This window comes from Brevibacillus sp. HB1.2 (genome assembly GCF_013332495.1).
Taxonomy (GTDB): Bacteria; Bacillota; Bacilli; order Brevibacillales; family Brevibacillaceae; genus Brevibacillus; species Brevibacillus porteri.
The window spans coordinates 47,241-73,608 of sequence record NZ_JABMIU010000019.1; the positions used below are offsets into that span (position 1 = coordinate 47,241).

The 26,368-nt window shown below is 44.7% G+C and carries 23 protein-coding genes; 6 read left to right on the forward strand and 17 right to left on the reverse strand.

Going from position 1 to position 26,368, the window contains the following annotated elements; genetic code table 11:
• Positions 1-82: 82 nt before the first annotated feature.
• The 3 genes from mphJ to HPY28_RS27140 all read left to right on the forward strand — a co-directional run bounded on the left by mphJ (position 83) and on the right by HPY28_RS27140 (position 2,095).
• On the forward strand, positions 83-1,006 hold the full coding sequence (gene mphJ, locus HPY28_RS27130) for a macrolide 2'-phosphotransferase MphJ (protein WP_174231783.1): 924 nt from the start codon (positions 83-85) through the stop codon (positions 1,004-1,006).
• Between the two features lie 142 nt (positions 1,007-1,148).
• A complete protein-coding gene (locus HPY28_RS27135) occupies positions 1,149-1,469 on the forward strand; it encodes a hypothetical protein (RefSeq protein WP_254613213.1) in 321 nt (106 codons plus the stop codon).
• A gap of 116 nt (positions 1,470-1,585) precedes the next feature.
• A complete protein-coding gene (locus tag HPY28_RS27140; RefSeq protein WP_017247100.1) occupies positions 1,586-2,095 on the forward strand; it encodes a PepSY-associated TM helix domain-containing protein in 510 nt (169 codons plus the stop codon).
• Positions 2,096-2,152: 57 nt separating this feature from the next.
• Here the strand turns inward: HPY28_RS27140 and HPY28_RS27145 are convergent, their stop codons facing one another.
• The 5 genes from HPY28_RS27145 to HPY28_RS27165 all read right to left on the reverse strand — a co-directional run bounded on the left by HPY28_RS27145 (position 2,153) and on the right by HPY28_RS27165 (position 7,931).
• Entirely contained in the window at positions 2,153-2,677 is a 525-nt protein-coding gene (locus HPY28_RS27145) for a DUF420 domain-containing protein (protein WP_017247099.1), read from the reverse strand.
• 188 nt (positions 2,678-2,865) lie between these two features.
• Positions 2,866-4,245, reverse strand: a complete 1,380-nt coding sequence (locus HPY28_RS27150) for an amino acid permease (protein ID WP_017247098.1) — start codon at positions 4,243-4,245, stop codon at positions 2,866-2,868.
• A 323-nt stretch (positions 4,246-4,568) separates the two neighbouring features.
• A complete protein-coding gene (locus tag HPY28_RS27155) occupies positions 4,569-5,510 on the reverse strand; it encodes an alpha/beta hydrolase (RefSeq protein ID WP_174226469.1) in 942 nt (313 codons plus the stop codon).
• Between the two features lie 13 nt (positions 5,511-5,523).
• Positions 5,524-6,594 carry an LLM class flavin-dependent oxidoreductase gene (locus HPY28_RS27160; RefSeq protein WP_174231784.1) on the reverse strand — a complete coding sequence of 357 codons (1,071 nt, stop codon included), beginning with the start codon at positions 6,592-6,594 and terminating at the stop codon, positions 5,524-5,526.
• A gap of 98 nt (positions 6,595-6,692) precedes the next feature.
• Positions 6,693-7,931 carry an MFS transporter gene (locus HPY28_RS27165; protein WP_174231785.1) on the reverse strand — a complete coding sequence of 413 codons (1,239 nt, stop codon included), beginning with the start codon at positions 7,929-7,931 and terminating at the stop codon, positions 6,693-6,695.
• Between the two features lie 250 nt (positions 7,932-8,181).
• On the opposite strand from HPY28_RS27165, the gene HPY28_RS27170 reads away from it, so the two are divergent.
• Positions 8,182-8,763: a TetR/AcrR family transcriptional regulator gene (locus tag HPY28_RS27170; RefSeq protein WP_174226467.1), complete on the forward strand. Its 582-nt coding sequence runs from the start codon at positions 8,182-8,184 to the stop codon at positions 8,761-8,763.
• Between the two features lie 73 nt (positions 8,764-8,836).
• On the opposite strand, the gene HPY28_RS27175 is transcribed toward HPY28_RS27170, so the two are convergent.
• Positions 8,837-10,807, reverse strand: coding sequence for a methyl-accepting chemotaxis protein (locus tag HPY28_RS27175; protein WP_174231786.1), 1,971 nt, complete (start codon positions 10,805-10,807; stop codon positions 8,837-8,839).
• 398 nt (positions 10,808-11,205) lie between these two features.
• Here HPY28_RS27175 and HPY28_RS27180 point away from each other — a divergent pair, with 398 nt between their 5' ends.
• Complete coding sequence (locus HPY28_RS27180) at positions 11,206-12,270, forward strand: SDR family oxidoreductase (protein WP_174226465.1); 1,065 nt, start codon at positions 11,206-11,208, stop codon at positions 12,268-12,270.
• 70 nt (positions 12,271-12,340) lie between these two features.
• On the opposite strand, the gene HPY28_RS27185 is transcribed toward HPY28_RS27180, so the two are convergent.
• Together HPY28_RS27185 and HPY28_RS27190 are read right to left on the reverse strand one after the other, a co-directional pair.
• Positions 12,341-14,092 carry an ABC transporter ATP-binding protein gene (locus HPY28_RS27185; protein ID WP_017247091.1) on the reverse strand — a complete coding sequence of 584 codons (1,752 nt, stop codon included), beginning with the start codon at positions 14,090-14,092 and terminating at the stop codon, positions 12,341-12,343.
• Between the two features lie 445 nt (positions 14,093-14,537).
• The gene (locus tag HPY28_RS27190) at positions 14,538-16,058 is read right to left on the reverse strand and encodes a chitinase (protein ID WP_069852761.1); all 1,521 of its coding nucleotides are present in this window, start codon (positions 16,056-16,058) and stop codon (positions 14,538-14,540) included.
• A 480-nt stretch (positions 16,059-16,538) separates the two neighbouring features.
• Here HPY28_RS27190 and glpT point away from each other — a divergent pair, with 480 nt between their 5' ends.
• On the forward strand, positions 16,539-17,903 hold the full coding sequence (gene glpT, locus HPY28_RS27195) for a glycerol-3-phosphate transporter (RefSeq protein WP_017247088.1): 1,365 nt from the start codon (positions 16,539-16,541) through the stop codon (positions 17,901-17,903).
• A 97-nt stretch (positions 17,904-18,000) separates the two neighbouring features.
• Here glpT and HPY28_RS27200 read toward each other — a convergent pair whose 3' ends face one another.
• The 9 genes from HPY28_RS27200 to HPY28_RS27240 all read right to left on the reverse strand — a co-directional run bounded on the left by HPY28_RS27200 (position 18,001) and on the right by HPY28_RS27240 (position 25,907).
• A complete protein-coding gene (locus tag HPY28_RS27200) occupies positions 18,001-20,598 on the reverse strand; it encodes an ABC transporter permease (protein WP_174231787.1) in 2,598 nt (865 codons plus the stop codon).
• On the reverse strand, positions 20,595-21,278 hold the full coding sequence (locus HPY28_RS27205; protein WP_017247086.1) for an ABC transporter ATP-binding protein: 684 nt from the start codon (positions 21,276-21,278) through the stop codon (positions 20,595-20,597). Before HPY28_RS27205 ends, HPY28_RS27200 begins: the two co-directional genes overlap by 4 nt.
• An 85-nt stretch (positions 21,279-21,363) precedes the next feature.
• The gene (locus HPY28_RS27210) at positions 21,364-22,365 is read right to left on the reverse strand and encodes a sensor histidine kinase (protein ID WP_174231788.1); all 1,002 of its coding nucleotides are present in this window, start codon (positions 22,363-22,365) and stop codon (positions 21,364-21,366) included.
• Positions 22,358-23,044, reverse strand: coding sequence for a response regulator transcription factor (locus HPY28_RS27215; RefSeq protein WP_017247084.1), 687 nt, complete (start codon positions 23,042-23,044; stop codon positions 22,358-22,360). Before HPY28_RS27215 ends, HPY28_RS27210 begins: the two co-directional genes overlap by 8 nt.
• Positions 23,045-23,589: 545 nt before the next feature.
• On the reverse strand, positions 23,590-23,883 hold the full coding sequence (locus HPY28_RS27220; protein ID WP_017247082.1) for a spore coat protein: 294 nt from the start codon (positions 23,881-23,883) through the stop codon (positions 23,590-23,592).
• Between the two features lie 17 nt (positions 23,884-23,900).
• Positions 23,901-24,095, reverse strand: coding sequence for a hypothetical protein (locus HPY28_RS27225; RefSeq protein ID WP_017247081.1), 195 nt, complete (start codon positions 24,093-24,095; stop codon positions 23,901-23,903).
• A 30-nt stretch (positions 24,096-24,125) separates the two neighbouring features.
• Positions 24,126-25,262, reverse strand: coding sequence for a zinc-dependent alcohol dehydrogenase (locus HPY28_RS27230; protein ID WP_017247080.1), 1,137 nt, complete (start codon positions 25,260-25,262; stop codon positions 24,126-24,128).
• Positions 25,263-25,279: 17 nt separating this feature from the next.
• Positions 25,280-25,648: a spore coat protein gene (locus HPY28_RS27235; RefSeq protein ID WP_017247079.1), complete on the reverse strand. Its 369-nt coding sequence runs from the start codon at positions 25,646-25,648 to the stop codon at positions 25,280-25,282.
• 13 nt (positions 25,649-25,661) lie between these two features.
• On the reverse strand, positions 25,662-25,907 hold the full coding sequence (locus HPY28_RS27240) for a hypothetical protein (RefSeq protein WP_017247078.1): 246 nt from the start codon (positions 25,905-25,907) through the stop codon (positions 25,662-25,664).
• Positions 25,908-26,368: the final 461 nt, after the last annotated feature.

Consider the following 26,368-nt stretch of genomic DNA (forward strand, 5'->3'; position numbering starts at 1 on the left):
CAGCCATTTTCAAAACTCGGAATGGGATGAGTTTATTTGTGTTTGATTGATTGTAACTATTCATGAATGAGGTGTTTTTATTATGTCTAAAAACAATGTAGAGCAAATGCTCGCCATCGCGAAAAACAACGGAATCCTTGTAGACCCAACTACCGTGAAGGTGAATGAATCCGGCTTAGATTTCCTTGCGATTTTTGCAAGTACGATAGATGGCGTTCCATGGGTATTGCGCCAACCGCGCCGTGACGATGTCGTGGAGACAGCTCGTTACGAGAAAAAGGTGTTAGATCTCGTGGCAAAACATCTACGTGTAGAAGTACCGGATTGGCAGGTTCACACCTCTGAATTCATCGCTTATCCGATCCTAAGTGGCACACCGATGGCAACGATCAATATGGAAACAAAAAATTATGAGTGGTATTTGAACCCTGAATCTCTACCTGAGCTGTGCTTACAAACATGGGCAGAAGCATTGGTCGAGTTACACGGTATTCATCATGATCTTGCTCGAGATGCTGGTATCCGCGTCAAGCAGCCTAGCGAAGCACGAGCAAGCCTTCGAGAAAAAATGAATGAAGTCAAACGCGTCTTTGGCGTTTCTCGAGCGCTATGGGATCGTTGGCAAAAATGGCTTGCGGATGATACATTCTGGCCTGCTCACTCCGTTCTCGTGCATGGTGACCTCCATCCGGGGCATATCCTGGTTGATGAAAACGGAAAGGTAACGGGGCTCCTGGATTGGACGGAGGCCGAAGTAGCTGATCCGGCGACGGACTTTACGGTCTTTTACATGTTGTTTGGGGATTCAGGCTTGGATGATTTCATCAAACGCTACGAAAAAGCAGGAGGCCGTGTATGGCCGCGCATGCATGAGCACATTGCAGAAATGACATCCGTGTATCCCGTCATTCTTGCCACCTTTGCGTTGAAATCAGGGCTGGAAGAGTTCAAGATCATGGCACAACAAGCTCTGGGAGTCGATGAAAACGGCAAAGAGATTTCTTAATGAATAACCAACCACCGTCCCCGATTGGAGGCGGTGGTTTTTCCATGTAAATAGCTATAATGAGCCATTACTGTCTTGGAGATATGGTGTTACAATAAATCGGCTCATTTGGACAATCCTTTATTAAATAGATGGAGTGAATATGATGAAGCGAGGACTTCTTATTGGCATTGGTGCAGTAGTCGCAGTAACAGGCATGCTTTCCATTCCTGTTGAGGCTAGCCCTTCCCCCGATACACGTATCATATTGGAGCACACAAACAAGACGTATATTTCACCGCCCTGTTATGAGCAAGCTAACAAAACGAACAATCTAGCCGAAGCTGATATGAAAAAAGCGCAGGAATTGAATTATCAGCCAGAATCCAGCTGCACGGCAAATTCACTTGCCCCCATCAAGCAACCGATCGCTTCCATACTCGCTGAAAATCTTGGAATAAAACAAAGCCAATGGGACTGGTAACTGCACTACGTTCTGATTCACGAATTGTTCAAGGAAAATAGCTCATGTGAGCCATCTCCTTTTATCAACAAAGTTTATATAATCATCAAGAACGTCATCGAGAGGAGTAACCCTGCATGCTATTTAAGAAGTGGAACCGTAACTTCCACCGCTACATCGGACTCATCGTTAGCCTTTTCTTACTGATGTGGGCCATTACTGGTTTTCTCCTGTTAAATGTTCCTTGGTATCAGGAAAAAGCCACAGACTTGAAAACCACAATGATCGAGGTACCCGCAAAACCAGAAGAGCTAACCATTGCCTATGTGGGGGAGAAGTTAGTAGAAACTGGGGAATATTCTTGGGCTGAGATCAGATCGATCGCAAAATCAGGTGACTCTTTCAAAGTCTACGTCAGCAGAGAACCTATTCTGCGGCTGACTGTTTCTTCAGAAGGGCACATCACAGCCTTGAAACAAGATCCCATTTTAGATTTCTTCTACGGACTGCATGTGGGCGAATGGGAAGACCTTAACTATGTGACTGTGTTAGAGATTATCTCCATTTTAACTGCTTTTCTTGTCGTCTCCGGGCTCATTTATTTCCTGCCCAAACGCTGGTTTAAGAAACGTGAAACGAAAATATAAAGGCTTCGGCCATAAAAAAAGAGCGTTAGCCTTCAGCAGCTAATGCTCTTTTTTTGATTAATAGTACGGAGAAATCATGATGTAAACAATGACACCCGTCGCACTGACATACAGCCACATCGGCATCGTCCAGCGGGCGATTTTTTTATGTTTTTCCACCTTCATGTTGAGTCCACGTGCAGTCGTAATCAGCGCAAAAGGCACGATAAGCGCCGACAACAGAATATGTGTAATCAAAATGAAGTAATAGATCGGCCGCAGAATTCCCTCTCCCCCGTAGGAAGTGCTAGGTGCCATTCCGTGGTAGATCACATACGAAACCAAGAAGAGAGCTGTTGTCGAGAAGGCTGCAAAAATATATCCTCGATGCATCTTCATGTTTTTGAACTTCAGGATGGAAACGAGTGCGGCAACCAGAAATACAAAGGTAAAACTGTTCATGACCGCATTAAAAAACGGCAGAAACGTCAGATCGAGATGGCTGAAATCATTGTTCTTCGGCATGAAGTACAAGATGGCGATCAGCGTGTTAATCGCTATGGTGAGAATAACGATAATCGGTGTATAGTTGCGTTGTTTCATTCTTATGCTCCTTTTTTCTCAGATCATGAATGAGTATCCCGCTTTAGTCTACCCATTGACGAGCCCGGACATTGGCAGCCGAAGACGGTTAACCAGTCCAGTCATCCTAATGATAAACGAAGTAGGTATGCCGTACAAAGGCGATTTGATGAACAAAAAAAAGGACCAACAAATGTTGGTCCCTTTCGTTATTTCTTATTTGATTGCTCGTCCAGTGGTACGGCCTTGCTAATTCCTAGTGCAAAGAAGCTGATGACCACAATCGCCAAGAAGACAATTCCGGCAATCAGGGAAACGCGTGTGTCATCATTGATCCACATACCAATGAGTACCATGATGAGAAAAGCAATAGTCAAATAGTTGCTCACTGGGGCAAAAGGCATTTTGAATGGATGGTTGTCCATTTCAGCACCCTTTGCTTTTCGGAATCTGATTTGACTGATCAAAATGACAAACCACGGTACCATACCAGGTAGCACACTCGCACTATACACATAAACGAAGAGATTTTCTGGGGCGATATAGCTTAAGATAACGCCAATGCCCAGACCGATCAGCACACCAATCGTACCTAACAACGGCACACCATTCGAAGACAGCTTCGTAAAAACTTTCGGGGCTTGGCCATTAACACCTAAGGTATACAGCATACGCCCTGCACTATAGATCCCACTATTACAGCCAGACATAGCAGCAGTGATCACCACAAAGTTAATGATACCTGCAGCAGCGGTAATACCAATCTTCGCAAAAGTAGCAACGAACGGACTGCCGATTGCCTGTAATTGATCCCAAGGGTAAACGGTTACAATAACAAAGATCGCACCGATATAGAAAATCAAAATACGCCAGATAATGCTTTGGATCGCACTCGTTAATGTTTTTCTCGGGTCTTTTGCTTCCCCTGCGGTAATCCCGATGAGCTCGACACCTTGATACGCCCCAATCACCAAGGAAAGGGCAAAGAAAAAGCCTGTCCAACCGCCCGTAAAGAATCCGCCATTCTCCCACAGATTCGATAATCCGATTGCGTTTCCACCATTTCCAATGCCAAAGAAAATCAATCCAAACCCTGCAATAATCATCAAAACGATCGTTACAATTTTGATCATGGCAAACCAAAACTCAAATTCACCAAATGATTTTACCGAGACCAGGTTTGCTGCACCGAGAATCACCATGGCAATTATGCCTGGAATCCAAGGCGGTAAATCCGGGAACCAATACTGCATATACTGCCCAACGGCGATGATCTCTGCCATCCCGACAATGACCCACTGGAACCAGTTACTCCAAGCCGTCATATAACCTGCTAACGGATGGATATACTTATGCCCAAAAGTCGCGAATGAACCCGTACTCGGTTCCATATACAACATTTCACCCATTGCACGCATGATGAAAAAAATAAAAATTCCTACAATTGCATAAGCTAGCATGACAGATGGTCCTGTCCATTTGATCGTGCTGGCAGACCCCATAAATAGCCCAACACCAATCGTACCGCCCAAAGCAATCATCTGAATATGACGGGCTTCCAGGCCTCTCTTCAGTTCTTTGTTTTCCACGTAAGATTCCTCTTCCTCTCTGCTGTTGGCGGTATTTTAGGAAAGCCATCATAGAAAGCATTCCTAATCGTTAGTAAGATTATTCCTTTTTCTTACGTTGTGCTTCACTTCCGAATTGTTTGTTTATTTGTAAAATAAATTTCACTAACGTTAATTATTATATTCACTTTATAAACAATTTGTAAATCGATATGTTTAAGAAAAATATAACCAAATATATATTACTGAAAAAACATTTTCTTCTAAACTAGGTTACACGATAGAAAAGCACAACAATCGCCGAGATTTCCCTCGATCGGTTGTTGTGCTTTTTGTCTCCACGATTATTTAGAATTAAGCGCTCTTGCCATCGCATCCACATAGCTTTGGCTGGCACGCTGGCTCACTTCTGCTTCGGGGACAAACACTTCAAAGCAGTGGTAGCAGCCGGGATACAGATGAAATTCCACGTCTACGCCCGCTTGTGCAAGTCGCGTCACATATTCGATCGTCTCATCTCGGAACAAATCGAGCTGTCCTACGCACGTATAGGTCGGCGGTAGCCCCGCCAAGCTTTCTGCTCTCGATGGCACCGCATATGCGGATAGCTGACTGTCATCGGTACCTTCGCCCAGGTACATACTCCACGCTGCCAAATTGTTTGTCCGGTTCCAGGTTGCATTTTCAGCCTCAATTTCATAGCTCGACGCTGTACGATTACGGTTGTCGATCATTGGATACAACGGCATTTGGAAAATAAGGGCTGGTCCACCTTTGTCGCGAGCCATTAAAGCAAGTGCTGCGGTCAGCCCCCCTCCCCCGCTTGCACCAGCAATCGCAACCCGATCCAAATCGATGCCGAGTGACTCAGCTTCGTCTGTCATCCACGTTAACCCGGCGTAACAGTCATGGATGGCAGCTGGATAGGGGTGTTCGGGAGCCAGACGATAATCGACCGATACGACGATACAATTAGCCGCTTGTACGAAGCGTTCGCAGAGAGCATCATCCATATCGGGGTGCCCCAGCACATAGCCTCCTCCGTGAATCCACAGCATGGCCGGAAGCTTACTGCCTGTTCGCTGGGCGGGCTCGTATATTTTCGCTAGCATCTCTCCTGCTGCGCCTTGAATCATTCGACTTGTGGTACGTACATGCTCCGACTTCACAATAGGCGGATTTTTCAGCATGGCCCTGCTCGACTCCAAATTTTCTTCGAGTTGAAAACCAGGGAATTGCGCTAATGTTTGCCTTAATTCCGGCAGTACTCGACGATGAAAATCCACGTGAATCCCTCCCTTAAGCAAATGTTGATTCTTGTTGTGTCTCTGCTTCCCACTTGGTTATTTCCTCTCGCACCCGAGGCGCTACCTCTGTTCCCAAGAGCTCAATGGCTCTCATTACCTGATCATGAGGCATCGTAGATATCGGCACATACATCATAAAGCGTGTCATGCCTACCTGTTTGCGAAGGTGAATGATCTTTTGAGCAACCGTCTCCGGATCACCCACATACAACGCTCCTTCGAAGCTGCGTGCGGCATCAAAGCTAGCACGGTTATAATGCGCCCAGCCCCGCTCCCTTCCGATTTTATTCATTCCTGCTTGGGTAGAAGGAAAAAATGTATCTGCCGCTAGTTCCGTATCTTCCGCAACAAATCCTAGTGAATGGGACCCAACTGTTAATCGCGATACGTCATGACCAGCGTGCACGGCCACCTTCTTATAAAGCTGCACAAGTGGTGCAAACTGCCGAGGACTTCCACCAATGATCGCTAGCATCAGTGGCAATCCCAGCAGACCTGCACGAACAACAGACTCCTGATTGCCTCCGCTGCCAATCCATATAGGTAAAGGATTCTGAACAGGCCGTGGATACACGCCCAAATTCTGAATAGCTGGCCGATGACCGCCCCTCCAGGTTACTTTTTCGGACGCCTGTATTTTAAGGAGCAGCTCCAAATGTTCATCAAACAGTTCATCATAGTCATTCAAGTCATAGCCGAATAGGGGAAAAGACTCGATAAAGGAACCCCGTCCCGCCATAATCTCTGCCCGTCCATTTGAAAGGCCATCGAGTGTCGCAAAATCTTGAAAAACACGTACTGGATCAGCCGAAGAAAGCACTGTCACAGCACTTGTCAGCCGAATCCTCTTTGTCAGTGGCGCAGCCGCAGACAGCACCATTGCTGGAGAAGAAGCCGCATAATCCTTGCGATGATGTTCACCTATGCCAAATACATCAAGCCCGACCTGATCAGCGAGGACGATTTCCTCGACAACTTCACGCAATCGCTGTGCGTGGCTCATCACTTCACCTGTCTGAACATCCGGCGTCGTTTCCACAAACGAAGTAATCCCAATCTCCACAGACCATCTCTCCTTTTGCAAAACTTGTATCAATCAACAGCTCTGAAAGCAAAATAGTTTTATTTTATATATCTTCACTTCGAACTATTTTGGTAGCTCTATTTCCTTGGGATAGCCGAAACGCGTCTGGTCACAGCCCAATACACCAGAGCCAAAGCACTGACAGAGGCTCCGAGCAAGCATACTCCCTCCCAACCAAAATGCGCATATGTATAGGTCGAGGCAATGGAGCCAGCAGAAGAGCCGATCGAATAGAAAACCATATACCCCGCCGTGAGCCGACTCCGCGCCTCTGCACCCAAGGTGAAGATCATACTTTGATTCGTAACATGTACGGCCTGCACCGCCAAATCAAGCAAAACAATACCTATCGCCAAGGCAAATAGCGACTGTTCTAAATAGCCGATTAGCAGCCACGATAGTAGCAATAGACTCAAAGCAAAGCCCGTCGTTCTCTGTCCGTAACCTCGATCTGCGAGCTTCCCTGCCCTTGCTGCAGCTAACGCTCCGGCAACTCCTACGAGGCCAAACGCCCCGATCGCCGTATGCGACAAAGATAATGGCGGCGCACTCAGAGGCAGTACCAATGGCGTCCACAAAATACTAAAGGCAGCAAAGATCAGCATAGCCAGAACAGAACGAATACGTAATAGCCGTTCTTGTGCGAACAACATCAGGACCGATCCAAGCAACTGGAAGTAGGATAGCTGCTTTACCTCCCGCTCCCTATTTGGCAATACCCGAAATAATACACAAACCAATCCCAATAGAAATGCAGCAGAGACCAGATATACGGCACGCCATCCCGCAAGATCTGTTAAAACTCCTGCAATGGTTCGCGCTAGAAGTATGCCAATAACGATTCCACTTGTAACGACTCCCACCACTCGTCCTCGCTCAGCAGGGGCGGCCATTGTCGCCGCAAATGCAACAATTGTCTGCGTCACAACGGCAAGCAATCCTACCGCAGCTATACCTGCAAATAGTACTGTGCTGGTGGAGGCAGTCCCTACGATAACCAGCGCTACCACAGATAAAAACATCTGACCGATAATCAAGCGACGCTGATTCAATAGATCGCCAAGTGGCACAAGCAGCAACAGTCCTACTGCATAAAAGATTTGCGTAAGGGTAATGAGAATCCCAATGATGGAATAATCAATTCCGAACTCCATCGACAAATGATCAAGTAGTGGTTGCGCGAAGTAGATATTCGCAACCGACATCCCGCAAGCAACCGCAAACAATAGTGTTACATAGCGAGGCATGGGAGAGCCTTGCACTGAATCTGCCTTCCTATCGGCTTTAGCCGCTACTTTTTCGCTAACTTCCTCCATCTGTCTTCACCTTACCTCCTCTCATTTTACGTTTTGAACAAAATAACATACCGATCGGTACGTTATTGTGCCCAGTAAATATATCCCACTATTTCTTTTTCTGTCAACACCATTCTTTTTACGGTAGGATAAACCGTCCTAAAATTGACAATGCAGATGAAAACCAATAAAATATAAATTACCGTTCAGTACAAAAAATCCACTGGCAGTTACATAGATTCGAATACATGAGTAATGAGAGGAACTCTTTATGGCAAGAACACGCGAATTTGACGAAGAAAAAGTACTCGATGCAGCTATGCAGCTCTTTTGGGAGAAGGGGTATGAAGCTACCTCATTAAGTGATTTAACTTCCCGAATGGGTATCCAGCGCCCCAGTATTTACTCAACCTTTGGGGACAAAAAAGAATTGTTCGAAGCCGCACTACGCAGATACACGATGTCTCGTGCTTCGGAGATACGAACGAAGCTTCAAAACAATCCATCCGTAAAAGAGGCGTTTCGCCATTTTTTTAAAGAGGTGGCCGACGAGGACTATTCGGAAGGTCTCAGCCGCGGATGCTTTTGCATTAATACCATGGTCGAACTTGCCCCTCATGATGAGAAATTTGAGATTTTGACAAGGGAACACCAAATGTACCTCTCTGTCATCTTTCAAGAAACAATCGAGCGAGGTATCCAAACAGGTGAACTCGATTCGAGTATAGACGCGAAAGCTACCGCACAAGCGCTTATCGTATCGTTAATTGGACTGACCGTAATCATGAAATCTCGTCCAAATCGATCATTTGTTGATAATTCAATAGAAGTTACGCTTACGTTACTTAGGTAACTATTACGATCAACTTGGACAAAAAAAGACCAACATCTGTTGGTCTTCTTTCTCTCCATCACTACAACTACTGTTAGCGTTCCAATTTAAAACGCTGAACCAATGACTGCAACTCTTCCGCAATGTTGGCAAGATGCGCTGCCGAAGCCGCCACTTCCTCCATTGAAGCATTCTGTTCTTCACTGGCTGCGGCGACTTGGTCGACCTCTTGTGCAGTGGCTTGGCTCATGGCACTCGATTCACCAAAGGCCACAAGCATCAATGTATTTGATTGCATCAACCCTTCGCTGACGCGAGCTACTTGCGCGAGGTGCGCATCAATGCGGTTAATGGCCTCATACATTTCCGTAAAACGCTGCTCAACCGATTGTGTCAAATCACTTCCCGCTGTAGCAGAATCCACGCCCTCCTCCGTACGTCTAACCATGTGCAGAACGCGATTCTGAACCTCGCCGATCAGAGTGTCGATCTTTTCAGCAGCAGAACCTGTCTGATCAGCCAGCTTGCGTACCTCATCAGCAACGACAGCGAATCCACGGCCTTCTTGCCCGGCACGTGCCGCTTCAATAGCTGCATTCAACGCAAGTAAATTTGTCTGAGAGGCGATATCCTGGATAAAATTCGTCACCCCGCTAATTTCTCCAGCAACCCCTTTTAACTCCTCCATCTCATCTTTTGAACGAGTGGAATGCTCCACGATCATATTCACCTGTTGTCTCGCCGCTCCGAGGGACTCCTCTCCGGTATTGGCCAAACCTGTGATGAGCTGCGACATTTCCGTGCTCTCACGCAGAATGCGGATGGCATCATCCAGCTCCTGTTGCGCTTGCGTCGCCGATTGCTTCACGGTATCTATACTCCGATTCATATCGGAAGACATGGACGCTATTTCTTGCATGGAGGCTGCCACTTGTTCAATCGTTTGCACGTTCTCCTCCGAATTGGCAGACAAATGCTGGGAGGAAGCAGAGATTTGCTCGGAATGATCGGTAATTTGACGCAGAACATCGGACAACGATTGCGACATCGTATTGAAGTTGGATTGCAGCTGTCCAATCTCATCTATTCTTCCGCTCTCGATGGACCTGACTGTCAAATCCCCCTGCGCGATCGAATCGGTCAGTTGCTTCAATTGCAGGATAGGTCGCACAGTCCTTTTCATGAAGATCCAGACAAACAAGGCAATAAGGGCAAGCAAAAGCACGATAAACATGAACGACATCCGTAACAGTGGCCCTGTTTTTTGCTTGATTTCACTCCAATCAATCACGGAAACGACGTTCAATCCGAGCGAATTTTGCTTGTTGAAATGGTAATATTCACGAAGCTCGTCAACGTCCATTTCAAAAGAACCCTGCTCTTGATCACGCATCACTTGGAAGCGCTCGTCTTCAAGCGGCTTGCCTTGTGGGAATCGCGGATGCGACATCGTCACGTTGTTCTGATCGAACAGGCTGACATATCCCTTTTCACCGATCTTGTACGTCTTTACCAGCTCGTTTAAGTGATCGATAGAAACGTCGATACCCGCTACTCCTGTACCACCCGAGAGCGTCTTGGCAAACGTAATCACGTAGCTCCCACTGACTGCGTCGATGTAAGGGGGCGTCACAATGATCTGCCCTTTATGCTGAATCGCTTGCTTGTACCAATCTCGCGTAGTCGGATCAATTTCCTTTTTCGCAGAGTTGTAGTATCGATTGTCATAGTACATAAACGCAGCCAAAACATTGTCGATGTCTTTCTCTATGTTGTGGATACGATCGTAGATATACGTATCCGCATTTTGCCCCGGAGGAACTTGAACATCCGCAAAGCTATCGATCGTAACAGAATAATCCCGGTACGAGTTATTGAGTACTTGTGTAATCATCGTGGTAACCGATTCAACTTGGGACAACAATTCGCGCTCTAACTGGTTGCGTGCCAGTTGTGTCAAGGAAAGGCTGAGAACGACAGAAGGAACAACGATAAGCAAGACGAGAAAAAACAGCATCTGCTTGGATAGCGAAGCTTTATAGCCGGTAAACATCTTTTTGATCATCTGTGATGACTCCTCTCTTATGAAAATAGGTTAACTAGCTGCTGTGAGAGCAACAGAACCAAACCGTTTTTGACAGCCCAAACACCGCCTCACAGGTCGACTAAAGGCGTACGGATAGACGGCAAAGCACCATAAATGTGCTGACCTTCATCAAGTTCATGTAAAGTATATTTCCCCTATTACTACCACTCTGAAACTTCACTACACCCAAACACGACAGTTTACTAATCACCCCAAAATTCAGATACCTAAAAAGTAGCAGCTCTGGAGGGTTTTTTAGTGTATTTTCACGATACTGTTTCATCCGCACTCGTCAAAGCTGCATTTTTCATCATATAATGAATTATTGATATTTCAGCAACTCCCTACCTAACAAACATACGGAGCTGGTTAACCATATGAATATCCTTGTAACCGGAGCAACAGGTTTTCTCGGAAAAAAACTCTCCCAAGATCTATTAAACGAAGGCCATACCCTTTACTTACTCGCTCGAAATGAAAAGAAGGCAAGCGATTTGTTGCATAGCTTTGCCGAAAAACACCGGACACGGGTACATATTTTACTAGGTGATGTTTCGAAAAAAGACTTGGGCGTCTCTGAAAATGATTTGAGACAGCTCAACAAAAAAATAGATGCGATGTACCATATTGCCGCATACCTGTCCTTCGATCCCGCTCAGAAACCGCAGACGTACGAGGTAAATGTAGAGGGAACAAAAAATACATTACAATTCGCAGAAGCCATTCGCTCCCCCCGCTTTATCTATGTGAGTACGGCTTACACCATCGGCACCGAAACAGAAGGAAAAGAAGCGCTGTACAGCCCGGAACGCTCCTTCGTAAACAACTACGAAGAGACAAAATGCTTGGCGGAACATCTCGTCTTCTCCTACAGCGACAAAATGGAGACCATCATTGTCAGACCGTCGATCATTATCGGCGATTCCAAAACGGGCGAAGCCGATACCACTTTTGGCTTGTATGGATTATTAAAAGGTCTTCGCGTACTGAAAAGAAGAGCATCGCGAACAGAAGGCTGGGACAAGCAAAAGTACCGGATCTTGGTGGATGTCGACGTGAACTCGAACCTCGTTCCAGTTGACTATGTCTCTTCTGTCTTGCTCGCAGCACTTACTCATGGGGAACAAAAGGAAATCTATCATGCTACCAACCCTGTTCCACCTACCCAACAATTGGTGGTCGATTGCATCAAAGAAGTCTTGGATTTTCCGAATCTAGTTCCTGTTCCATTTGAAACAAACGAGCTGCTAACCGAAGAAGAGAAAGCCTTCAATGCATCCATGAGCTTGTTCCATTCCTATTGGAAGCGGAGTATCTCTTTCCCGAATGACAACACCAAGAAACTACTGCAAAAAGTGGATCAGAGCGAATTACAGATGGATAAAGAGATGCTGATTGGGATTATGAGTGGGTTTCAAAAGCAGGCTGTGCTTGCTACGTAGTTCTCATTTCGTTTTGTTCCAAGAAAAAAGAGCTACCCTAAAAGAGTAGCTCTTTTCTTTTCTTCTCCTTCTAGTTCAGAGAAGCAACCCTATCAAATTGCTTCGCATAGAGATGGGCGTACGCTCCATTGCGTGCCAGCAGCTCCTTGTGTGTGCCTTGCTCAGCAATACCGTCTTTGGTTAATACGATAATACGCTCCGCATTGCGAATCGTGGAAAGACGATGGGCGATAACAATGGTTGTACGTCCTTTTGCCAATGATTCTAATGATTCTTTGACGATGCTTTCACTCTCATTATCGAGTGCGCTCGTAGCTTCATCTAATATCAAAACGGGTGGATTCTTCAAGAATACCCGGGCGATACTTATGCGCTGCTTTTGCCCTCCAGACAGATTGACACCTCGTTGTCCAAGCTCGGAGTCGTATCCATTTGGCAATCCCATGATAAAGTCATGGGCATTCGCTTGTTTGGCTGCCATGATGATTTCTTCGTCGCTTGCTGCTGGTTTTCCATAGCGGATGTTTTCCATCACGGTTCCCGCAAAGAGGTAGACATCTTGTTGGACGATTCCGATTTTATCTCGTAACGACTGTAGGTCGATATCACGCACATTGATCCCGTCGAGGTATACGTCTCCACCTGTCACATCATAAAAACGGGGAACCAGCGAACATAACGTCGTTTTTCCCGCACCTGATGGTCCCACTAATGCTACGTACTCTCCGGGATGTACCGTCATCGACAGGTTTACAAAAATATCGTCCAACTGCTCTTCATAACGGAACGAAACCTGCTGGAACTCAACTTCACCAAGCACCTCTGATATAGCCAGCGCATCCCGTTTGTTTTCGATATCCGGCTTCACGGCCATCAATTCCATAAAACGCTGAAAGCCCGTTATTCCTTCTTGCAGCAGTGTGCTCATCTGGGTCAGGCGCTGAATCGGCTCCATCATGAAGTTGATATACAATAAAAAAGTGATCAAATCTGCCAAGTCCAAGGTTTGGTTGACGATGTTGGCACTGCCAAAAATGATCACCGTTATCGTGATACACTGAATAATCGTTTCAACGCTATTGTAAAAATACGCTTCCGCTTTGTAGGTATTCTTACGGCTTTCCAGGAAACGATTATTTTCCCGGTTAAACTTCTCGATTTCCACGTGCTCGTTCGCAAACGATTTGACCACACGAATTCCTGACAAACTATCCTCTACCTGCGCGTTAACGTCTGCGATTCTTTCTTTATTCCTTGTTAATGCTCTGTTCAGCATCTTGTTAAAATACACAGAGAAAAGCATTAAGATCGGCAAGAAACAAAATACAGCCATCGTTAGCGGAGCATTGATCATAAATAAAATCACAAATGCCCCAACAAATCGAATGAAGTATTTCAAGTAGTCTTCTGGACCGTGATGATATAGCTCCGCAAGCATATACAGATCGTTCGTCAAACGCGACATGAGCTTACCGGTCTTTTCCTTATCATAAAAACGAAACGAGAGCTTCTGCATATGAGCGAATAGCTCACTGCGCATATCCCGCTCCATACGAGCTCCTATCTCATGTCCTTTATAGTCTGCATAGAAGTTAGCGATGTTTTGGACGATGACAAGAACAAGCATCAGTCCACCCATCCCGTACACTTCCTGTAGCGCCGTGGACAAATCTCCTTCGAGGATATCCTTCGTCACATACCGAACTAGCAAAGGAAACACCAAAGTCAAAGCAGATACAACAAAGGTACATGCCAATACCGACAGAAACACCATGACATACGGTTTGTAGTAGGAGAGAAATTTTTTGACTGGGAATCTCATGATTTACCCCTTTTTTCGTGTTTTTTTCAAAACACTTACAAGGGGGACACTATTTACATCATGATAGTAGCGAAAGTGTTCCACCCTTATAAGTTTGTGGGCTTTTCTTCATTCCGTTTCTCATGTAAATAGCCTCCTTATTGGTTGGTACACTTATTTTAAGCGATTATATGTCGATGTGCACCAGTTTATCCTGATTTTGTATAGGACTAAAAAATAAGCTTCCCCTTTGCCCATTTGTTGATGTCGGTTGAGGTTTCGGTCGAGTAACTCCGTAAATGGTGAACCCTTCAACCAAAGATTGGGATAAAATAAAAACTCGAGTCCCTGTACGCTAAGGAACTCGAGTTTTTGAATGCGGAAACGCCAGACGTGCAACCTAGCATTCTGCTTGCCCCGCTGGTTAAATTCTGGGTCACTCTCTTTTTGCATGAAGATTCCGTCATTACTGGCTCAGTGAATCAAGCGAAGTGCGAACATGATTGGCAAACGAATAGTTATTTTTTGCATCCCAGTTGATAGACCAGGTCATAACTCCTTGGAACTGCGGATATCCAGCTGGATTTTGGAGTTTGTAAGTTCCTCCAAAAGACGTGCCTTTTACCAAGTATTGAAGGGCTTTCTGGATATCGGCAGGAGACGTATAGCCTCCCCCGGCAGCACTTGGAGCAGAAGGTAGCCCGATTGCGACTTGGTTTTCCCTCAAGGCCGGAAACATGTTGTTAGGATTACGACCGATAGGGAATCCCTTCAATAACATTTCTGCCATCGCTACTTGGAAATCAGCCGTTCCTTGTTGATACGTACGACCATCTAATGCTTCTAACGCTCCGGAATTATAGTGTTGGACGTGGATATAATTCATTCGATCGCGAAGGGCATGAATCACAGGCAGATAAGCGCCCCACGGCCCACCATAGGAAGCGTAACCTCCTTGGACATAAGCCGTCTCTGGCGCCATCGTCAAAATGAAGGATGGACCAAATGTATTTGTGATCGTCTGAGTCGCTGAAATTAAGTTTATAATTTTCGGCGTTGTCGGATTTCTAAAATCAGTGTCCCCCGCATTTAGCGACAGGGAGCTCCCTTCCAGATCAATATCCATACCATCAAAACCATACGTTTGAATGATCGAGGTCATCGAGGTTATAAAATTTTGTTTGGCAGCTTCCGTCGTCAGCTCTACTGTACCATTCGCTCCGCCAATCGAGATGAGGACCTTCTTCCCTTTTGATTTTAAGAAGGCGATATCCGACTTAAATTCCTCAATCGATGCATTGAACGGCACGAATCCCATTGTCGCATGATCGCCACCGACTGGTTCTGCGAACGCAACATTGATTACATCGTATTTATCTGAGACATCTCTTAGCTTGAGTACCGTAGAACCATTGTCAAAATTATGCCAGTAGCCGATCAAAACTCGTTTGGATACCGGTTCATTTGGGGATTTAGATAAAGTTGTTACGGTTATCGAGGCGCTGGGTGGGGATACATTGCCTGCGGCATCTTTTGCCTGTATCGTGAATGAATATGTCGTATTTGCTAGAAGCCCAGTCACGGTATAGGAAGTTGTACTCGATGTACCAGCGAGTGTATCTCCGTTGTAGACGAGATACTCCTGAACAGCTATGTTATCCGTAGAAGCTGACCAAGATAAGCTGACCGAACTACTTGATATCCCTACTTCACTAAGATTTGTGGGGGACGTAGGTGGAATGGTATCGGGAGCAGAGGGACCTTGCAGTTGCCACAGTGTCGGTACGTTGGGTGGTTCCCATCCGACAAGCGATGTATGAGCAAATGTACATTTATAATCTTGCCCTTGGTATGTAACCATGTCTCCTAACTTGTATACGGTGTTAGGAGTCCACGGTGTCATGGCGTGTGAAGACTGCGGAAATATAGAAAAAATTAAGATAAGCGACAGCACTACCAAAACTCCTGCTTTTCTCATCAAATGCATCAAACAAAGCCTCCTTCATTTTTACTTGTGCAAAAAAGAGTGTCATTTACATCTTTGCTTAACCCCCCTCATACAGATGAGCTAATATAAAGATATCCTTATATTTGGAAAAAATGTATTTTTATGAATAAAGTATACATAAGAAAACCTCTATCGAGGCTTTTTCGAAGAGGTGCGACCGCGTTTTTGCGGAAAATTTTCTTAGCCTGCCTCCCACAGAGACAGACATATCATACTTCCAGCGTATACGATTACATGACCGTTCGCTATAGATCGCATCTTTGTTTGGAAAAATAACCCAGAATAACTTCGTTGACAACGTTTTCACAGAATAATAGAATACACTTAACAAGTTAACTATGATGGAGATTCGGAGACTCATACTTTTTGGCACTTTCATTTTTGAAAGCGCCATTAAGGTATGGGTTTTTTTACGTGTATCGCCATCATTGTTAGAAATTACCAAGGGGGAGGAATAAGATGCTCAAGCTGTTTAAGCCTGCACCGCCGATTGACAGATTGCCTGACGAACAAATTGATTCTGAGTATAAAAAGCTCAGGCTTCAGGTGTTTCTCGGAATCTTCATCGGTTATGCGGCGTACTATCTCATCCGCAAAAACTTCTCGCTCGCCATGCCTTATTTGATTAAAGAAGGATTTACAAGATCAGAGCTCGGCTTTGCGTTATCCGCCATTTCGATTTCCTACGGGATCAGCAAGTTTGTAATGGCCATTTTTTCAGACCGAAGCAACCCGCGAATGTTCTTGCCTGCCGGTTTAATTCTTTCTGCACTTATTAGTTTGCTGATGGGCGTTGTTCCTTACTTCACTTCATCCGTCTCGATCATGTTTGTGATGCTGTTCCTGAACGGTTGGTTCCAGGGAATGGGCTGGCCTCCATCCGGGCGTGTTCTCGTACACTGGTTTAGTGTAAGTGAAAGAGGAAATAAAACAGCCATTTGGAATGTAGCCCATAACGTTGGTGGAGGCTTGATGGCCCCCCTCGCTGTTGCAGGTGTAGCAATGTTCACCGGACTTTCGGGTTATACCTCTTCCGGGTATGAAGGCGTGTTTGTCCTGCCTGCTCTGGTTGCCATTGTCTTTGGATTCATTACGTATTTCTTAATTCGCGATACGCCGCAGTCAGTCGGCCTGCCGCCTATTGAAGAATATCGCAATGACTATCCAAACAAGGAGAAGAAAACGTTTGAAACAGAATTCTCCACAAAAGAAATCCTTTTCAAATATGTGTTAAACAACAAATGGGTTTGGGCAATCGCGATTGCCAACATTTTCGTCTACTTCGTCCGTTACGGTGTTCTCGACTGGGCGCCGACCTATTTGAGTGAAGAAAAAGGCTTTGATATGAGCAAGTCGAGCGTTGCCTACTTCCTGTACGAATGGGCAGGTATCCCGGGAACGCTCCTGTGCGGCTGGCTGTCCGATAAATTGTTCAAGGGCCGCCGTGGACCCGCTGGGTTTGTCTTTATGCTCGGCGTATTGATCGCTGTTCTGGTCTACTGGTTCAACCCACCTGGAAATTCCGTGGTCGATATGATTTGCCTGATCGCTATCGGTTTCCTGATTTACGGTCCAGTCATGCTGATTGGTTTGCAAGCCCTTGATTTTGTTCCGAAAAAAGCTGCCGGAACCGCTGCAGGGCTGACGGGTCTGTTTGGTTACCTGGGCGGTACAGTCACAGCGAATGCATTGATGGGGGTTATCGTTGATGCCTCCGGCTGGGATGCAGGATTTATGTTGCTGACGGCTTCGTGCGCATTGGCTGCTCTTGTTTTTGCTCTTACGTGGAATGTGCGGGGACAAGAAGTAGTTAAAAATCATTAAAATAGCAAAAAGAAGGATGAAAATCGTTGTGATTTTTATCCTTCTTTTTTATGGCTTGAATAACCATTCTTCGCTAGTCCCAAAATTACCCGCTACATTAGATATTTTCGTTCTTCAGGGATTCCACGATACTCTGTTCTTTATATTTTCTAGTCGCATAGAGGATGGATGTACCCACAATGAAAAACACACCTATCCCTGCAAGGATGAGATTCGCCCAAGGCAACGTAAAAGCAAATTCAAAATTACGGCTAAGGCTCATGTAGATGAAAAACATCACGCATAAACTAATCGGTAAACCGTAAATAAGCGACTTCATTCCATAAAAGAATCCTTCGAAGCGTAGCATTTTCTTCATGCCCTCTGGTGTCATGCCAATGGAAGCCAACATCGCAAACTCACGTTTTCTCAAGGCCATCCCTGTCGAAATCGTGTTGATAATATTTGCCATGCAAATGAGTCCGATGAGAACCACAAACCCATAAAGGAATACGGATGTGACTGTGGCGCGATTCAGTGCATCCTGACGCTCCGCAATCAGATTGGTCGTATAGACATATACATCTGGATATCTGTTAATAATTGGGTTTATTTCATTTTCCAATGCCGCAGACTGCCCTGTTGTAAATTCAACCTCGCTGAAAATTTGCTCAGTCAGCATATCGTTACCTAGTTCTCGTAGCTTGTCAAAGTCTCGTTCAGAAACGACAAATGTCACGCTAGAAACATCTTCCTCGTATCGTAGCATAAAAGGTGGACGTTTATCCGTGATAGAAGCAATTCGGACTTTAGCTCCTTCAATCATAGTGAGAGGTATTTCTGATCCCTCTTGTACGGTTAGTTGAGTGATATCTGTAAAATTATGTTTTTCCTTCAAGGTGATCTGATTGACAAGTATGGCGGAAATCTCGTCACCTTCCCATTTCTTTGCATCAATCCCCGCGGATTGCAGGTACGCTGCAAAAGAAGCCTCATCAAGAGAAACAAGCTTTGCAGACATGTTGTATTTCCCATCTGGATTAAGAGTATGGCGACTGGAGATGTCTGTGGTAACCTCGTTTTCGTTGAGGTATAGATCATTATAAAGAAGTTGAGTCTTCACTTTTGTTGTTGCGTTTTGGACAGACATCAAATCATTTGTTAATGAACGTACCCTTTCCCAATCGGCTCCCCTTGCGTATACGGACAGATCATATGGTAGCGGTGCTTGTGCCATATTATAGGACTTATCCATATACAACGAAAAGGAAGAAGCTGCAAGGTACAAAATTACACTGATCGCAAGAGAAAAGACAGTTGAGCGATAGTGGTGTTTATTCCTTTTCAGATTTTTTAATCCTAGTTCCGCTTCATATCCAAACAACTTACGGGTCATTTTGGATGTACGTACATCTTTTCCTTTTATTTCGATATCCTTTGTCTGGCGGATCGCAGTTATCGGTGTAATTCTCGATGCCCTCACTGCTGGAAACCATGCAGAAACGAGCAGCGTCAAAATGGAAAATAAAATGACAGCAATCATACTGTACGGCTCTATCACCAATCGCATCGGTTCACTAACGACAAACATTTTTTGAATGAATGGACTAAGCAAATGGAGAGTAACCCCAATACCAATGGACCCGAAAAACAACCCAGCTGGAATCGCTATGACCCCGATCACAGCAGCTTCAAAAAATACAGAAGCCCTTTTTTGCTGTTTGGTTGCCCCTACGCTAGATAACATCCCTAAAGTGCGACTACGCTCTGAAAGCGAGATCGAAAACGCGTTGTAGATGAGTGAGAAAGATCCAATCAGAATGATACTTCCAACGGTAAGGACTGCCAGATACATGGTGTTAAGAAAGCGGGAATCACTCGAAATCCCTGAATAAAGCAAAAGATCCCGGTTGTACTTGATTTTTACTCCATTAGATTTACCTTGATTATTTACTCCGCTCACCTTACTAGCGATCGTGTCACTCGTTTCATAAATGTCATTCCCTAAACCTTTAAAATCCTTATATTCAACTCTTACCGTGTAGGGAAAACCCTCCTCCAAGGCACCCTCTGAAAGACCACTAAATGCACGGTATGCAGCCATTGCATCCTGCTCTCTAGCTGGTGCTTGAACAATCCCGGTAATGGTGTATGTTTTCGTCTTTGTAGGCGTAAAGACTTCCTTTGATTGGTAGGCATCATTGTTCCCCAACATCTCGCTCGTACCATCTTTATTCAAGCTACGTTTACCAAAATCTAATGTGACTACATCTCCAACCTTCCAGCTAACACCGGCAGTTTGAAGAAACTGTGATGAAAGTGCCAGTTCATTTTCATTCTGAGGCAAACGCCCATCAATTGGGCTGATCCCTATTACATCATGATTACTGTGTCCAGTAATATACAAATAAGGCTTAGCCCTGTTTGCAGAGTTAGAAAGTCGTGCAAATCCGAGTTCCTGGTCAATGTCGTATCTTTCAATTGCTTCTGTATTTGTAATAACCGCAACATCTTCTCCTGTAACATCGAAAAAAGCTGCCTGCCATTTACCAGTGTAGGCAATCGTGTTTCTCTGCATCATATCCATGAAAGAACTACTAATCGAAAATACTGCTGTAAGCATTGCGACAGAAATGATAACCCCAATGATTGTAACAAGAGTACGGCTCTTATTCTGCTTCATATAGCGTAACGTGAGCTGATTTACGATATTCATCGCCTGATCACCTCATCTCTAGAAATCCTGCCATCCTGAATGCCGATAATACGGTCTGCTTGTAAGGCAATGTTTTCGTCATGTGTAATAACAATCAGGGTTTGATGCCGCTCTTTGTGTAGTTTTTTCAAGAGCTTCACAATCTCAGCACTGTTTTTGCTGTCTAGATTTCCCGTAGGCTCGTCAGCCAATACAATGGCGGGACTGCTAATCAATGCACGGCCAATGGACGCACGCTGCTGCTGTCCTCCAGAAAGCTGGTTTGGCAGATGCTTTAATCGCTGTTGAAGACCTAGAGTCTCTACGATATCGGAAAAGATATCTTGATTTACTTCTCTACCGTCCAATAGCAATGGTAGGGTAATATTTTCCTCTACATTAAGGACAGGGATCAGATTGTAGAATTGATAGATAAGCCCAATCTGTCTGCGTCTGAAGATGGCCAGTGCCGTTTCATTCATCGCGTACATATCTGTCTGGTCAACAATCACCTTACCGGATGTGGGTGTATCAACGCCCCCCAGAATATGTAGAAGGGTAGACTTCCCTGAACCAGATGGTCCAATGATCGCCACAAACTCCCCTTTTTGTACGGAAAATGAGATATCGTTCAGTGCAGTAACAGCTGTTTCACCATCACCGTACGTCTTTGACAGGTTCTCTACTCGCAAAATCTCCATCATGAACCTCCTAGATTCGTTATTACGTATAGAATAGCTGCCAAAGATGTCTCGTCGGTGACATTCAATCTTACAATTTTGTCATCTACATCATTTGCTTGTAGAATTTGATTTTGAATGCTGTGCCTACACCAATCTGGCTTTCCATAAACACATCGGCGTTTTGACTTTGCAAGATTGTTTTTGACATTGCTAGCCCTATTCCAATACTATCCGCTCCAGCATTCTTCCCTTTATAAAATCGTTCAAAAATGTGTGGAGCATCTTCCGGGCTAATCCCCTCACCACTGTCGGCAATGACAATTTGTGTATACAATGCTGTTTCCTCACACGAAATAGCAATATGTCCCCCAACCGGTGTATGCTCAATCCCGTTTTTAATTACGTTCAAAATGGCTTCTACCGTCCAGTTTTCATCTCCATACACGAAAAGGTCTTCTTTACAGGAAAAAGAAAGCTCCTGATTTTTTAATTCCATGGGGACAAGGAGTGGTTCTAATGCCTTGTTTATCATTTTCTTGACAGATACGGATTCCTTCTTGAAAATAACGCTCTGCACATCGATTTTGGACAGCTTGAGCAATGAAGTCACGAGCCATTCAATACGCTTTAGCTGATTGATAATCTTGCCTAAGAACTCCTCCCTCTTGTCTTTTGGCAGACTCGGGTTGTTTAACAAATCAGCCATGACAAACATGGAGGCAAGTGGCGTTTTTAGTTGATGGGAGATGTTCGAAAGAGTATCTGCCAAGTATTGTTTGTCCTTTTTCAGAAGAGTAGACTGCTCAGACAACGTTAATGTGACTTTATAAATATCATTTTTCAGAATGCTCAATTCACCCTCAACGTTATCCCTAATATCCATCGTGGGTTGGCCTGAATAGACAGAAGCCAAATAATAAGCAAGCTTACTGATGTCCTGATAGCGTTTGCGGGTAAACAGAAAAAAACAGGAAAGGAGCAGAAATACCATGGCAATCGCCACAATCCCCGCTCTCCAATCGATTATCCAAAGAATTGTGATCCCCATGATGGAAATAAGCACGCTATACATACATAACTTCCGTATTTCTTTGTTTTTAAGCATGACTTCCACTCATTCGATAGCCAAGTCCGCGTACGGTTTCTATCACTTTGGGATTCTGGCTATCATCCTCCAACTTTTCTCGAAGCCGCTTAATGTAGACAGAAAGGGTATTGTCATTGATAAAGTTACCATCTAGATCCCAAATGCCCTCTAACAACTGATTTCTGGACAGAACTTGCCCTCTATTATTTATAAATGCCAACAGTAAACGGTATTCTAAAGCAGTCAGCATCACTTCCTCGGTTCCTTTGTACACTTTAGCCAGTTTCGTATTTACGACAACATTTCCAATCTTCACTTTGTCAGTCGGGGTATGGTCTTTTTGATAGTGCCTAAGGGATGACTTCATTCGGCTAATCAGCTCCCGAATACGAAACGGCTTTGTGATATAGTCGTCTGCTCCCATATCTAACCCCCGAACCACATTGATTTCATCATCACACGCCGTCAAGAAGATGACAGGTGCCTCCTGATTTTCTTTTACATATTCGCAAATCTCATAGCCATTACCATCTGGCAAAGTTAAATCCAGTAAATAAATATCAAAACGTTGTTGCTTGATTGTTTCAATTGCAGTTTGTTTCCCTTCACAAAGAACGACTTCATAACCCTCACTGGAAAGCGAATAGTGCAAACCATCTGCAATGGTCTTGTCATCTTCTACTACTAAAACCTTCAATGTTAATCCTCCCCTGGTTTCAAAATATCTATATACGGTTGATCTACGAAACACATCGTAACCCCATGTAAAAACAAGAATCGTATGTTACGTTGATTGAGCCATATAGTCATTATTGCCGATGTTATTTGTTATTAGTTCAATTTACTTAATTGGTAAGATACTTTGCAAGTTTGGAATAAGGTCGTACAAAAATGTGAAATGGATTTAGATGATCTTGAAATACTTCAAAATGAATTAGCGAGAATAGATGAATCTATGTCATTCACAGTAAGAAGTACTAACTCTATGGCCCTTCACGATCACGCGACAGAAGGTACATTCGGTTGTTTTTTTGATTATCAGCGATAATGAAAAAAGACGCCCATGGCGTCTCTAACATTTTCACAGCGTGAGGAAATAAAAAGGATATTACTGTCTCATAAAATGAAGCCGGAATCATTTTTTTACCTGGATGTTTTCCGGGTCCCCCCTTCCAGCTTCCACCGTAGAAATGACGCCCATGCTGGTCTTCTTGTGAGAAAAAGCACACTTCGAAGGGTGCTTTATGGCAAATTCAACGCTGTTTGGATATTCTGTTGATCCAACTTAATCTGCTCGTTAACATTCCAAGGGTGGTACCAGCCCTGCTCGATCATGTACGTACTAATTTTTTCGTGCAAATCAATCGCTTCTTCCAATTGTTTGGTAAGCGTAGCTTTTATTTCCGGAGTGCCTGTTTCGGTTAGAGCCATGGCGTAATTTCTCACACCACTCTTGGCTGAGATTAGCAAGTCCATTGCCACTACTTGATCCGTCATGCCACCCATGCCGATCATATCTTGAAGAATACCAGCCATATCTTGTCTTCCACCTCCTATGTAGCTGCATTTGTTAGCAACGAGCTCAGCTCCTGAAGCTGTCTAGTAGATACATGAACATCATCGGCTAAAATTTGTTTTAACGCTTCGTCCGCAACCAATGCTTGCATGGTCTTGGATTTGGTCAAGCAAATGGTTTTAAAAGCAGCAATCTCATGAACCTCCAGCTGTTCGTGCAATCCATATGCCATCGAAGGACAGCCTCCCTTTCCACGATCTAGTTAAGGCTTTAGAACAACTTTGATGCAGTTGTCCGTCTTCGTATCGAACACTTCGTATCCGCGCTTCGCGTCGCTCAAAGGGATAACGTGGGTGATGATGTCGCCGGGATCCACTTTGCCTGACGTCACGAGTTCGTACATATACGGCATGTAGTGGATGACTGGGGCTTGTCCCGAACGAATATTGACATTGCGTTGCATGATGTCGCCAAGAGGAAACGCATTATATCGTCCTCCGTAGACACCGGTAATTTGAATCGTGCCAGCCTTCCGCACGGCTTGAGAAGCGATAACCACCGCACCCATTGCGCCCCCTTGCAGTTTTAGGCCACTCGCGAGAAACTCCAAATCGGACATTTTCCCGTCCATACCAACAGCGTCGATGACAACATCAGCGCCACCCTTTGTCATTTCCTTCAGATAGCTTCCAATATTTTTCTCTTGCTCAAAGTTTACGATTTCCACATTGTTCGTACGCTTTGCATGCTGCAAGCGGTAATCGACATAGTCGACCGCGATTACACGTTTTGCGCCCTTCAGCCAGCAAAACTTTTGTGCAAGAAGTCCCACTGGACCGCAGCCCAAAACAATGACTGTATCTCCGTTTTTCACACCGGCATTATCAACGCTCCAGTAAGCGGTCGTCATGGCATCGGCGATCAGACACAGCTTTTCGTCTTCCACTTCGCAGTTTTCAGGGAGCTTGAAATGGGTGAAATTTGCGAAGGGCACCCGTAAATACTCGGCTTGTCCTCCAGGATAACCGCCAGTCGTGCCTGAATAGCCGAAGTAAGCACCCATATCCCCATTCTCATTTGAATTATCGCATTGGCTTTCTAACTGGTTCTTGCAGTAGAAGCACTCCCCGCAGGCAATATTGAATGGAATAATGACGCGATCTCCCTTTTTCAGCTTGGTTACGCCCGGGCCAACCTCTTCAACAATACCCATTGGTTCATGGCCGATGATATAGTCTTCTTGCAAATTCGGAATCATTCCGTGGATTAAATGCAGGTCAGATCCGCAAATTGCTGTGCTGGTCAGCTTGATAATCATATCGTCGGGTTTCTCGATCTTTGGATCTGGAACTTCTTTTACCACGACGTTCTTAATGCCCTGATATGTAACAGCTTTCATCCATTGTTCCTCCAATATTATTGTTCATCTGGCGTCCGATCGAACATGCCTTTGCGCGAGGTATCCTCAGGGAAAAGCTTCATTTGTCCAATTTGGATGGTGTTCAAGGCCGAAAGCTGGTCCAATTGATATTGTTCATTGAGTTCGTAAGGGTGGAACCATTTTTTACTAATCATGAGCTCAGCAATTTCTTGATGGATAGCGATCCCTTGGTGGAGCTGCTTGCGAAGTACCGCTCTAGCCTCAGGGGATACTGTTTCTGTCAGGGCGATTGCCGTGTTTCGGACGCCCTCTTTGGAACGGACGAGGAAATCCATGGCAAACGTCATATCAGCCATCTCCGGCATGTGTAACGCATTAATCGGATCTTGATAATCGTTATTCATTCGAGTATCACCTTCAATTCAATATAGGAGTAGGGCGATTTTGCGGAACCGGGGCTTGGAATGGAGCTTTCTGATAGACTGCCTGTAGCTCAGCAATTGCTTGCGTAGTTTGTTCTACGTCTTTTTGCATCAATGCTTTTAGATCCTGATCGAATACAATGCCTTGCATCAATTTAGACTTGGCAAGGCAGAGTGTCTTGAAGTTGAGTGCTTCATGGATTTCAAGTGATTCATGTGCAGCCAGTGTTTGCCTATCCATTATGTAACGACCTCCTTCCAGTTACATGAACATGTATATTCTGCCCTTTGTGTATAGTGGTATTCAGAGATAACTACTGTGTCGGAATGGTTAGTAGAAGTTACGTTCGTTTGGCTGCCTCCAATATTTGATGTATTTTTCTAGTCAATCGAATCATCTACTAAAGCCTTGCCGAAACAAGCGAAAAAGGTACCTATCCGAATTCAAGATCACGCAGTTCATCCACAGCATCTTTAGCTGCAAAGAGTAAGCATAATTCTGAACACTGTCAAAAAGCATGCTTTATGACACATCAGGAAACAAACCGTATTCTGTATGTCAAAATGTGTATCATTATTCGTTGAAATATTTCATTTTTTCCTTACTCTTTTTGACATACTTGTGCTTAATCCATGGGAACTAAAGATTGTACGGGCTCTGTTGTGCTGTTCAAGGCTAATATAGTATTAGACTATCCAAAC

Excerpts from the sequence above, each read along its gene's own strand:
- HPY28_RS27135 (WP_254613213.1), top strand. The coding sequence starts at position 1,149 with ATGATGAAGCGAGGACTTCTTATTGGCATTGGTGCAGTAGTCGCAGTA.
- HPY28_RS27185 (WP_017247091.1), bottom strand. The coding sequence starts at position 14,092 with ATGAGATTCCCAGTCAAAAAATTTCTCTCCTACTACAAACCGTATGTC.
- HPY28_RS27170 (WP_174226467.1), top strand. The coding sequence starts at position 8,182 with ATGGCAAGAACACGCGAATTTGACGAAGAAAAAGTACTCGATGCAGCT.
- HPY28_RS27210 (WP_174231788.1), bottom strand. The coding sequence starts at position 22,365 with ATGCTTAAAAACAAAGAAATACGGAAGTTATGTATGTATAGCGTGCTT.
- HPY28_RS27165 (WP_174231785.1), bottom strand. The coding sequence starts at position 7,931 with ATGGAGGAAGTTAGCGAAAAAGTAGCGGCTAAAGCCGATAGGAAGGCA.
- HPY28_RS27180 (WP_174226465.1), top strand. The coding sequence starts at position 11,206 with ATGAATATCCTTGTAACCGGAGCAACAGGTTTTCTCGGAAAAAAACTC.
- mphJ (WP_174231783.1), top strand. The coding sequence starts at position 83 with ATGTCTAAAAACAATGTAGAGCAAATGCTCGCCATCGCGAAAAACAAC.
- glpT (WP_017247088.1), top strand. The coding sequence starts at position 16,539 with ATGCTCAAGCTGTTTAAGCCTGCACCGCCGATTGACAGATTGCCTGAC.
- HPY28_RS27145 (WP_017247099.1), bottom strand. The coding sequence starts at position 2,677 with ATGAAACAACGCAACTATACACCGATTATCGTTATTCTCACCATAGCG.
- HPY28_RS27200 (WP_174231787.1), bottom strand. The coding sequence starts at position 20,598 with ATGAATATCGTAAATCAGCTCACGTTACGCTATATGAAGCAGAATAAG.
- HPY28_RS27220 (WP_017247082.1), bottom strand. The coding sequence starts at position 23,883 with ATGGCTGGTATTCTTCAAGATATGATCGGCATGGGTGGCATGACGGAT.
- HPY28_RS27235 (WP_017247079.1), bottom strand. The coding sequence starts at position 25,648 with ATGAATAACGATTATCAAGATCCGATTAATGCGTTACACATGCCGGAG.
- HPY28_RS27140 (WP_017247100.1), top strand. The coding sequence starts at position 1,586 with ATGCTATTTAAGAAGTGGAACCGTAACTTCCACCGCTACATCGGACTC.
- HPY28_RS27225 (WP_017247081.1), bottom strand. The coding sequence starts at position 24,095 with ATGGCATATGGATTGCACGAACAGCTGGAGGTTCATGAGATTGCTGCT.
- HPY28_RS27205 (WP_017247086.1), bottom strand. The coding sequence starts at position 21,278 with ATGGAGATTTTGCGAGTAGAGAACCTGTCAAAGACGTACGGTGATGGT.
- HPY28_RS27240 (WP_017247078.1), bottom strand. The coding sequence starts at position 25,907 with ATGGATAGGCAAACACTGGCTGCACATGAATCACTTGAAATCCATGAA.
- HPY28_RS27230 (WP_017247080.1), bottom strand. The coding sequence starts at position 25,262 with ATGAAAGCTGTTACATATCAGGGCATTAAGAACGTCGTGGTAAAAGAA.
- HPY28_RS27190 (WP_069852761.1), bottom strand. The coding sequence starts at position 16,058 with ATGCATTTGATGAGAAAAGCAGGAGTTTTGGTAGTGCTGTCGCTTATC.
- HPY28_RS27175 (WP_174231786.1), bottom strand. The coding sequence starts at position 10,807 with ATGATCAAAAAGATGTTTACCGGCTATAAAGCTTCGCTATCCAAGCAG.